General features: G+C 61.3%; 7 protein-coding genes, 4 pseudogenes and 1 riboswitch. Of the genes and pseudogenes, 3 read left to right on the forward strand and 8 right to left on the reverse strand.

Annotated elements, in window-relative coordinates:
- Window positions 1-58: 58 nt before the first annotated feature.
- The 3 genes and pseudogenes from JFT80_RS23295 to JFT80_RS23305 form a co-directional block, all read right to left on the reverse strand.
- Window positions 59-766, reverse strand: a pseudogene (locus JFT80_RS23295) (ABC transporter ATP-binding protein).
- On the reverse strand, window positions 763-1,578 hold the full coding sequence (locus JFT80_RS23300; protein WP_201149742.1) for an ABC transporter permease: 816 nt from the start codon (window positions 1,576-1,578) through the stop codon (window positions 763-765). The pseudogene JFT80_RS23295 and the gene JFT80_RS23300 overlap by 4 nt, the downstream one beginning before the upstream one ends.
- A gap of 15 nt (window positions 1,579-1,593) precedes the next feature.
- A pseudogene (locus JFT80_RS23305) lies at window positions 1,594-2,662 on the reverse strand (putative urea ABC transporter substrate-binding protein).
- Between the two features lie 61 nt (window positions 2,663-2,723).
- A riboswitch (guanidine-I (ykkC/yxkD leader) is annotated at window positions 2,724-2,824 on the reverse strand.
- A 348-nt stretch (window positions 2,825-3,172) separates the two neighbouring features.
- Between JFT80_RS23305 and JFT80_RS23310 the strand changes: the two are divergent.
- Window positions 3,173-3,616 (forward strand): hypothetical protein, encoded by a 444-nt coding sequence (locus JFT80_RS23310; protein ID WP_201149744.1) that lies wholly within the window; start codon window positions 3,173-3,175, stop codon window positions 3,614-3,616.
- A 142-nt stretch (window positions 3,617-3,758) separates the two neighbouring features.
- Here JFT80_RS23310 and JFT80_RS23315 read toward each other — a convergent pair whose 3' ends face one another.
- On the reverse strand, window positions 3,759-4,871 hold the full coding sequence (locus JFT80_RS23315; protein WP_201149746.1) for an enoyl-CoA hydratase/isomerase family protein: 1,113 nt from the start codon (window positions 4,869-4,871) through the stop codon (window positions 3,759-3,761).
- A gap of 132 nt (window positions 4,872-5,003) precedes the next feature.
- Between JFT80_RS23315 and ung the strand changes: the two genes are divergently transcribed.
- Entirely contained in the window at window positions 5,004-5,696 is a 693-nt protein-coding gene (gene ung, locus JFT80_RS23320) for a uracil-DNA glycosylase (RefSeq protein WP_201149748.1), read from the forward strand.
- Here ung and JFT80_RS23325 read toward each other — a convergent pair.
- The 4 genes and pseudogenes from JFT80_RS23325 to JFT80_RS23340 all read right to left on the reverse strand — a co-directional run bounded on the left by JFT80_RS23325 (window position 5,693) and on the right by JFT80_RS23340 (window position 9,726).
- Window positions 5,693-6,726, reverse strand: a pseudogene (locus JFT80_RS23325) (AbrB family transcriptional regulator). The gene ung and the pseudogene JFT80_RS23325 overlap by 4 nt on opposite strands.
- Window positions 6,719-8,232: pseudogene (locus JFT80_RS23330) on the reverse strand (tripartite tricarboxylate transporter permease). The pseudogenes JFT80_RS23325 and JFT80_RS23330 overlap by 8 nt, the downstream one beginning before the upstream one ends.
- A gap of 1 nt (window position 8,233) precedes the next feature.
- Window positions 8,234-8,692 (reverse strand): tripartite tricarboxylate transporter TctB family protein, encoded by a 459-nt coding sequence (locus JFT80_RS23335; protein ID WP_201149750.1) that lies wholly within the window; start codon window positions 8,690-8,692, stop codon window positions 8,234-8,236.
- 56 nt (window positions 8,693-8,748) lie between these two features.
- On the reverse strand, window positions 8,749-9,726 hold the full coding sequence (locus JFT80_RS23340) for a tripartite tricarboxylate transporter substrate binding protein (protein WP_201149752.1): 978 nt from the start codon (window positions 9,724-9,726) through the stop codon (window positions 8,749-8,751).
- 378 nt (window positions 9,727-10,104) lie between these two features.
- On the opposite strand from JFT80_RS23340, the gene JFT80_RS23345 reads away from it, so the two are divergent.
- Window positions 10,105-10,307 (forward strand): response regulator (locus JFT80_RS23345; RefSeq protein WP_201149754.1); only part of this gene is annotated, 203 nt, incomplete at its 3' end.

The following is a 10,307-nucleotide window of genomic DNA, read 5'->3' on the forward strand; positions in this document are numbered from 1 at the left end:
CCTGCCAGCGATGCCGGCAAAGCGTCGACGGCGGCGCGATGGACGCGGCGGTCGCTGTTCAAAGGGATGTCGTAGGTAATGCGTGCGCCATAGGCGCCGGGGCGTGCGGGTCGACGCGAACCTTGTCGAATACCAGCAGGCGGGTGCCCAGGCTGAAACCTTCGGACAGGTCGTGGGTGACCATGAACACCGTCAGTTGCGTCTCGCGCCACAGTTCCAGCAGCAAGGCGTGCATGTCCTTGCGGATGCCCGGGTCGAGGGCGCCGAACGGTTCGTCGAGCAGCAACACGCGGGGTTTCATGATCAGCGCCTGGGCGATGGCCAGCCGTTGTTGCATGCCGCCGGACAGCTGCGCCGGGTACTTGTCCAGCGAATGCCCGAGGCCCACCTTGTGCAGGAGCACCGAGGCGTGTTCGCGGGCTTCTTTTTGCGCTGCCGAACAATCGCCCGAACAACGGCGAATGCGGCAGTTCAAGGCCGAGTGCGACGTTGTCCAGCACCGTCAGGTGGGGAATACCGAGTACCGCTGGAATACCACCCCACGACTCGAATCCGGTTCGCCGGCCAGGGCCTGGCCATCGAGCAGGATTTCGCCGCGACTGGCGCGTTCCTGGCCCAGCAGCAGGCGCAGGAAGGTCGACTTGCCGCAGCCTGAAGCGCCTACCAGGGTGCAGAATTCACCTTCGTTGACCCTGAGGTTCAGGCCTTCGAGCACCACCTGGTCGGCGTATTGCTGCCAGACGTTTTTTACGCTGATAAAGCTCATGCCCGTGCCCCTTCATACCAGGGGAATGCGCGCCGGGTCAGGTGCTTGAGACCCCAGTCCATCAACCAGGCGAGCAGGGTGATCCACACCACATACGGCAGGATCACGTCCATCGCCAGGTAGCGGCGTACCAGGAAGATGCGGTAACCGAGGCCATCGGTCGAGGCGATGGCTTCGGCGGCGATCAGGAACAACCAGGCTGAGCCAAGCATCAGTCGCAAGGAAATCAGCAGGCGCGGCAGCAATTGCGGCAGCACCACCCGCAGCATCAGGGTCCAGGTTGAAGCGCCGAGAGTCTGGGCCTTGATCAGCAGCTCCAGCGGAATTTCCCGGGCGCGCTGTTCCAGGTCACGGGCCAGGCAGGGGGTGATGCCGATGACGATCAGCATCACCTTGGACAGTTCTCCGAGCCCGAACACGATGAACAGAATGGGCAGTATCGCCAGCGGTGGCACCATCGACAGCACCGTCAGCAGTGGGGATAACGGCGCGCCGAACAGCGGCAGGGTCCCGGCTGCAATTCCCAGGCACAGGCCGGCCAGCGCGCTGATGCCAAGGCCGATGGCCAGGCGGCGCAGGCTCGATGCAGTGTCCTGCCACAGCAGGTAGTCCCCGGTGCGGGCGTCGGCGTTGAACGCCAGGCGTTTTACCGCGTCGGTCATCTGCACGGCGCTGGGCAGCAGCTTGTCGTTGGGGTTTTCCGCCAGTCGCTCGGCCGAGCCCATGAAGTAGGCAAACAGCACCAGGGCGAACGGCAGGATCACCAGCAAAAGGCGACTCGGGCGGTCCGGGTGACGATTGATCAGGCGCATGGCCAGTCCTCCTGGTTACAGCTTGGCGTCGGCGGCCAGCTGTACATAGGTCGGGTCGAAACGCAGCTTGAGGTTGGCCTTGTCACCGCTGGTCACGCCATTGGCGAAGGCCATGCCGACGGCGCTGGTGTCCTTGGCGCCTTCGCCGAGCAAGCCGTGCTGGAAGGAAAACTCAGCGACCTTGCGCATGGTTTCCGGCAGTTGTTTGCTGGTGGCAAAGTCGAGTGCTTCCCGGGGTGTGGCGAACAGTTTGGTGGTGTCCAGTTGCGCCTGGAAACCGGCCAGGTCAGTGCCGGACGATTTGGCCATATGTTCGAGCGCGGTTTTGCCTGCGGCGTTTTTCTGGTTCATCAACTCGACGACTTCGAACCAGGCGCCGGTCAGGGCCTTGCCCAGGGCCGGGTTGTCTTTGAGGGTGGCGCTGTTGACGACCATCATGTCCATGATTTCGCCGGGGATCTGGCTGGAGTTGAAGACCTCGCTCACGCCGGGTTTTGCCTTGATGTCCGAGAGCATCGGGTTCCAGGTGGTCACTGCATTGACTTGATCGGTGTTGAATGCGGCCGAGATGTCGGCGTCGGAGGTGTTGACCACTTTCAGGTCCTTCTCGGTGAGGTCCACCGAGTCCAGCGCGCGGGCCAGCAGGTAGTGGGATACCGACAGCTCTACCAGGTTGACGTCCATGCCCTTGAGGTCGGAAACTTTCTTGCCATCGCCCTTGAGCACGATGCCGTCGTTGCCGTTGGAGAAGTCGCTGACGATCAGCGCGGTGCTGTCGACGCCGCCGGCTGCCGGGATGGTCAGCGCGTCCATGTTGGTCATGGTGCAGCCGTCGAACTGGCCGGCGGTGTATTGGTTGATGGATTCGACGTAGTCGTTGAGCTGTACCACATCGATCTTGATGCCGTACTTTTTCGCCCATTTATCGACGATGCCCTGGCTGCCTGCGTATTCCCAGGGCATCCAGCCGGCGTAGATGGTCCAGCAGACGCTGAAGTGGTCTTTTTGCGCGGCCTGGGAAGAGAAACTTCACGATGGCTGCGAAGGCAGCGGCGAACAGAACGGGTAAACGAGGCTGGGACATGGTGGTTCTCCAGTTGATCATGGGCGGACAGGAGGCAACGCGGCACCGCGAACGGTGGCTTGTCTCCCGGGCTTTTGTCCCGCCGTGTAACCTCAACTGGAGGTCGCCAACTCTCGGACCAGCCACTCGCCTTAGCGAGCCGGAACCCTAGTCAGCCATTGCAAATTGTGGTGCCGCGAACCTGTGATGACTCCTGCACGAGGTTGTTAAAGCGAGAGCCGTGCCAAGTCGGCCCGACCGCTCTGGGCCGGGGTTCTGCCGGATTTCATGCAGGGGAGGGGATAGGTGTGCGCATTGTGATGGTGCGGCGGTGCACTGCAATGGATCGTGGTGGTGCCGGTTAAAGGGCAGGAGATAGATGAAGAACCTTTCATCGGCGAGATGTTTCAACGTATTGCAAGACCGCACCAGATTCCGGAATCGATGTCTGATCTATCGACAGTCACCGAATAATTGACTGTCGCCTGCCAGCGTCGCTGGTGTGGCTCACTCGCGGTCCAGGAGGCCGCCATGCTCTCTCGAATAAAACTGCGAATTCTTCTGATTGCTGCGTTGGGATTATCAGTGGGCGCCTGCGTGCCCTATTCCGATGGAGGAGGCAGCTATTACAGTTCCGAGGTCTATACCTCGCCCGCGCCTGCCTACTATTCCGGCGGCACTTACTACTCGGGAGGCGGCGGTTATTACACCCAGCCGCGCCGCTACTACGCACCGCCTGCGCGGTATTATCAGCCGACTCCGCGGCATTATTACCAGCCACGGGTCTACCAGCCGGCACCGCGTTATTACCACTCATCACCACGGGCCGATTATCGGGCTCAGCAGCGGCACGGCTGGGATGGATCTAATCGTGGCGGCGGCAACAATGACTATCGCGGAGGCGGACGCCACGGTGGGCGTGGCGACCATAATGGTCGCGGTGATCACGATGGCCGGGGTGGCCGCAACCGCTGAAGCCGCTGAAACCGTGTAGGAGCGAATTGCCGGCGACGGATTGCCGGCCATCTACGATGTATCTGATACATCGCGCCCTACGGGTTAAACAGGCATACCAGCGTTGCTGGCATCGCCAGCAAGCCGGCTCCTGCAATTGTTTTCAGTACGCCGAGAGATCCGCCAGCGGATGGCGCCCTTCCCAAACCTTCTGGAAATGCGCATCGACTACCGCCTCCGGCACATGATTGACATCAGGCCAGTGCCAATGCGGCTTCTGGTCCTTGTCGATCAATCGTGCCCGCACCCCCTCACTGAACTCCGGGTGTCGGCAGCAGTTGAGGCTCAGGGTGTATTCCATCTGAAAGACTTCGGCCAATGACATATGCCGCGCGCGGGCAATCTGTTCCCACACCAGGTGCGCAGTCAGTGGTGAGCCTTCGCTCATGGTCTTAGCCGCGCGTGCGATTAAAGGATCGCTGCTGTCACGCTGCAGGCTGATGGCTTTCCAGGCGCAGGTCACGTCGCTGACATCCAGTAACTCATCGATCAACTGACGGCGTGGCAACCATTGCGCTTCGGGCATCTGCGCCACGGCTTCTTGCTGCAGCGCCTTGAGCAGGCTGTTGAGTTGCATGTCGGTCTGTTCCTGCCAGTTCAACTGCAACAGGCCTTCCAGTAACGCTTCCTGTTGCTCATCGAGCAGGAAGCGGTCAGCCAGGTCGAGGTCGATCGCATCGCGAGCATTCATGTGCGCGCCTGTCAGCCCTAGAAACAGGCCGAGCTTGCCCGGCAGGCGCGACAGGAACCAGCTGGCGCCAACGTCCGGATACAGGCCGATGCTGATTTCCGGCATTGCCAGGCGGCTGCTCGGCGTAACAATGCGCAGGCTTGCGCCTTGCAACAGGCCCATGCCACCACCGAGCACGTAACCATGGCCCCAGCAGATCAGTGGCTTGGGATAAGTATGCAGGTTGAAATCGAGGCGATATTCCGCCGCGAAAAAATGCGCGGCCAGGGGCGGTACTTCGCCCGGGTGTTCACGACAGGCGTCGACCAGACTGCGCACTTCGCCACCCGCGCAGAAGGCTTTGGCGCCGTTACCGCGCAGCAATACGCAGACGATTTGTGGATCCTTGGCCCAGGCATTCAATTTGTCGCCGAGGGCGTTGATCATCGGCAGGGACAGCGCATTCAGCGACTTTTCAGCATCCAGGCTGGCGACACCGATGCGGGCGCCGTCGGTGCCGGTGAGTTCTTCGAAGTGCAGATTCATCGTGACCTCGATCGGGAATTTGAGCGTTCAGTATGATCGCTGTATGGGAAAGTGCCGGATCTGCGTCAGATCAATTGACAAGCGTGGTCGGCTTTCCTAGGGTTCGCCCCATTGTTTTTGCCGGGTATGACCATGACTGCTGACGACCGTATCAAACTCGAACCGAGCTGGAAGGAGGCACTGCGTGCTGAATTCGACCAGCCTTACATGGCAGAGTTGCGCCAGTTTCTGCAGCAGGAGCGCGCAGCCGGCAAGGAAATCTATCCGCCGGGACCGATGATTTTCAATGCTCTGAACTCGACGCCGCTGGAAAAAGTGAAAGTGGTGATCCTCGGCCAGGACCCGTACCACGGCCCGGGACAGGCGCATGGCTTGTGCTTTTCGGTGCAACCGGGCGTGCCGGCACCGCCGTCGCTGGTCAACATCTATAAAGAGTTGAAGCGCGACCTCAACATCGACATTCCCAACCATGGCTACTTGCAGAGCTGGGCCGATCAGGGGGTTTTGATGATCAACACCACCATGACCGTCGAGCGCGCCAACGCCAATGCGCATAAAGACAAAGGTTGGCAGTTTTTCACCGATCGGATCATTGAACTGGTCAGCGAGCGCCAGCCGCATCTGGTGTTCATGCTCTGGGGCGCGCATGCGCAGAGCAAGCAGAAGCTCATCGATGCGACCAAGCATCTGGTGCTGACATCGGTGCATCCGTCGCCGTTGTCGGCGTATCGCGGCTTTTTGGGTTGTGGGCACTTCAGCCGCACCAACAAGTTTCTCGAGCAGAATGGCGAGACGCCGATCGAATGGCGTTTGCCGCCGGTCTAATCCGGAGTGCGATTCCAGTACTTGAACAATGGCTCTGCCAGAAACAGCACAAACAACAACCGCATCACCTGCATCGCCGTTACCAGTGGCACCGACAGCTGCAGGGTCTCGGCGGTCAGGCTCATCTCGGCGATCCCGCCGGGCATCATCCCGAGGGTCAGCGAACGCAAGTCCAGATGGGTCACGGCACTTAACGCCAGTGCTGCCAGTGTCGCGATCAGCATGGTCAGCACGGTGGCTATCAAGGTGCGGCCCATGAAAGAAGGTGCCCGGCGGAAAAACTGCCGGTTGAAGTGGCAGCCCAATCCGCTGCCGATCAGCCATTGGCCGATCTGACTGCCACCATCGGGTAAACCGATGTGCAGATCCCAGCCAATGCTCACTGCCGCACTCACCAGCAACGGCCCGAACAGCCACGGGTTGGGTTGGCGCAGAAACTCCCAGACCCAGGCGGCCAAGGCGCCTGCCGGAAAGAGCAGGGCCAGCCACCACCAGCTGACAGCCGCCGGATGGAAAACCGGTGCGCCGTCACCCAGCAGGTACTTGAATGCCGCGGGTACACACAGCACCACCACCAGCACGCGTAGACTCTGCCCGGCAGCGACACGGCTCGATACCGCGCCATTGCGCGCACCGAGGTTGACCATTTCGCCGGAGCCGCCGGGCATGCTGGAAAAGAACGCGGTGGCGCGATCTTCGCCCGTCCGGCGCATCAGCCAGACGCCGACCACGGCGGACAGACTGGTGACCAGTGCGCCAAAGAAATCAGGCCGAAGTGGCTCAGCACCTGCTCCATCACCCCCGGGGTGAAATGCAGGCCGATGCCGATGCCGACAATCCACTGGCCGCACTTGCGGCCGCCAGGGATTTCCGTGAGCTGCCACGGCGTCAGGCAGCGCACGAGGATGATCGCCAGCAACGAGCCGACCATCCACGGCAGTGGCCAGCCGATCTGGCTGGCGAGGAAACCGCCGAGCAGACCGACCAGCGGGGTTCCCCACCAGGATTTAAGTGAGGCGCGATCAAACATCGGCAAGGGCGCGACGCGCGACCGAACGTTTGCGCCAGATGCGGATCAGCGGGAAGACCAGCATCAGCGCGGTCAGCACCCAGACACCGAAGGTGATCGGGCTCGACCAGAGGATTTCCAGCGCACCGTTGGAAATCGACAGCGCACGACGCAGGTTCTGCTCCATCAGACCGCCGAGGATGAAGCCCAGCAATACCGGTGACAACGGGAAGTCGAGCTTGCGCAGGATGTAACCGAAGATGCCGATGCCGACCATCAGGAACAGGTCGAAGGTGGTGGCATGCACTGCGTAGACGCCGATCCCGGTAATGATTGCGATCACCGGCACCAGTGCCCAGTTCGGCACAGCGAGGATGCGCGTAAAGATGCGGATCATCGGGATGTTGAGGATGACCAGCATGATGTTGGCGATGAACAACGAGGCGATCAGGCCCCAGACAATGTCCGGTTGTTGCTGGAACAGCAGCGGGCCCGGGGTGATGTTGTACAGCGACAGCGCGCCGATCATCACCGCCGTGGTGCCCGAACCTGGAACGCCCAGCGTCAGCATGGGCACCAGCGCGCCACAGGCCGAAGCACCGATAGCGGTTTCCGGCGCCGCGAGGCCACGGGCATCACCTTCACCGAATTTGCCACCGGCACCGGCGATGCGTTTTTCGGTCATGTAGGCCACGGCGCTGGCCAGCGTTGCGCCGGCACCCGGCAACACGCCCATGATAAAACCGAGCAGGCCGCAACGGATGTTCACCACAAACACCGAAGACGCTTCCTTGAAGTTGAACATCATCCGGCCCGTGGCTTTCACCGCTTCCTGGCCGTGGTGGGTTTTCTCCAGCAGCAACAGGATCTCGCTGACCGAGAACAGCCCCAGCACCAGCACGACAAATTGAATGCCGTCGGTGAGATGAATGTTGTCGCCGGTAAACCGATAGACGCCACTGTTGGCGTCGATGCCGACAGTGGACAGGAACAGACCGATCAGCGCCGCGATAAACGTCTTCAACGGCCGATCACCGGCCATGCCGCCAAGACAGACAATCGCGAAAACCATCAACACAAAGTATTCCGCCGGGCCAAAGGCAATCGCCCACTTCGCCAGCAGCGGGGCGAACAGCACCATGCCGCAAGTGGCGATAAACGCGCCAATGAACGAACTCCACGCCGACAACGACAGCGCCACACCGGCCATGCCCTTGCGCGCCATCGGGTAACCGTCGAGGGTGGTCATCACGGTGGAGGCTTCCCCGGAATGTTCAGCAGGATCGAGCTGATCCGGCCGCCGTATTCGCAACCCAGGTATACCGCCGCGAGCAGGATCAGCGCCGACTCTGGTGGCAGGCCGAGGGCGAACGCGATCGGGATCAGCAAGGCCACGCCGTTGATCGGACCGAGGCCCGGCAACAGCCCGACAACGGTGCCGATCAGCGTGCCGCACAGCGCAGTCACCAGGTTGTAGGGGCTCAGCGCGACGCCGAAGCCCTGGCCCAAATAGCCAAGAGTATCCATATCAGTTCTCCAGAGCGTCGAGCAGGCCAAGGGGCAGCGGAACGTCCATCACACGGTCGAACAAGAGGTACAGACCGATGGCCATCAGCGTGGTCACCACGATGCTCGGCAGCCAGCGGCCGCCATACAGACGCGCCATCGGTATGCCGGTGACGATGCTGGCGACGATGAAACCCAGCGGCTCGAAGGTGCCGGCGAACACCAGCAACAGCACCACGCAGATGCCGATTTTGCTCAGGGTTTCGCGATCCAGTGGCGGCTCGTCTTCGCTGTGCTTGATCGGCGCCGGACGGAACACCATGTACAGCAGCGCTGTGCCCATCAGAGCGAGCATCAGCAGAGGGAAGGCGCGCGGGCCAACCGGTTCGTAGGAAAAAGCCGCTTGATACGGCCACGCCATCAGTGCCAGGCCGACACAGACCAGTAACAGCACCGAGGCGAAAATGCGTTGAATAAGCATGGGAGCTCCTGTGCTGCGTTCCCGCAATCGGGAACGCAGCCGCTAGACAGAGACGATCACTGGATCAGGCCGAACTCTTTGGCCAGCACTTTGTAGTCCGCGACCTGCTTCTTCACGTAGGTGTCGAGTTCCGGGCCGGTCATGGCGAACGGGAACAGTTCACGCTGATCGCGCAGCTTGGCGAACTCGTCGGAGGCCAGCAGTTTGTCGAAGGCGTCTTTCCACCAGGCGTAATCTTCGTCGCTGACTTTTGGCCCGAGATAGAAACCGCGCACCACCGGCCAGACGATGTCGTAGCCTTGCTCCTTGGCGGTCGGGATGTCTTTCATTTCCGGCTCGTCGAGACGTTTGTCGGCGAACACCGCGAGCAGACGCATGTCGCCGCTCTGGATGTGCGGCATGGAGTCGGAGATGTCGGTGCTGCCGACCTGAATGTGGCCACCCAGCAATGCCGTGGCGATTTCACCGCCACCTTCGAGTGCCACGTAACGCAGGTCGCGCGGGTTGATCCCGGCGGCCTTGGCAATCAGCGCGGTCTGCATCCAGTCCTGGCTGCCGACGGTGCCGCCGGAGCCGATCACTACCTTGCTCGGGTCTTTCTTCAGCGCCTGGACCAGATCGTCGAGGGTCTTGTAGGGCGAATCGCTTTTCACCGCGATGGCGCCATAGCTGGTACCGACCGCCGCCAGCCAGCGCACCGCGTTCTCGTCGAAACGACCAAACTTGCCCTGGGCCAGGTTCAGCAGGGAACCGCTTGACCACGCCACCAGCGTGCCGGCATCGGCCGGGCGCTGGGCAACCACCGCGTTGTAGGCCACGGCACCGACACCGCCGGGCATGTAGGTCACGCGCATCGGTTTACTCAGCAGCTTCTCGTTGACCAGCGCGCTTTGCGCCAGTTTGCAGGTCAGGTCAAAACCACCGCCGGGCGAGGCCGGGGCGATGCACTCCGGGCGTTTCGGTTCGGCCATGAGTTGGCCAGCGAAGAGCATGCAGCTGGCGGCGAGGGCGAAACGGCGCAGTGATCGATTCATGGTGTCTCCAGGGGAGTTATTGTTTTTGGAATGATTCAGGCGAAGCAATTTCGCACCATGCCAATGGCGTCGATAAGCGTTGGGGAGCGGAAGATGGGCGAGACAGGTCAGCCTGGCGGCGTGTGGACGGCATGGTGCAGTACCTCGTTTATTGTTCTTATTGGCGAAAACGCTTCAAAGGCGTTTTTCGGGAGCTACATTTCAAAGCAAGGGGTGATGGCTTGCAGTCGAAACCGTCCGTCGGCCGACTGTAACGGGCCAACCTTTCGCCAACCTTTCAGCGTGCTTTCACGGTTTTGCTGCTTCACAGCGCCGGATCGGGCTGTAAACTTCGCGCCAAAGAATGGCGTCGACCATCCCTGAATGAGGTAAAGATCCATGCGTGTTCTGCTCGTCGAAGACCATTTGCAGCTGGCCGAAAGTGTCGCCCAGGCGCTGAAAAGCACGGGGCTGACCGTGGACGTGCTACACGATGGCGTGGCGGCGGACCTGGCACTGAGCAGCGAGGATTACGCCATGGCGATCCTCGACGTCGGGTTGCCACGCATGGATGGCTTCGAGGTGCTGGCGCGGCTGCGCTC

This window comes from Pseudomonas sp. TH10 (genome assembly GCF_016651255.1).
Classification (GTDB): Bacteria; Pseudomonadota; Gammaproteobacteria; order Pseudomonadales; family Pseudomonadaceae; genus Aquipseudomonas.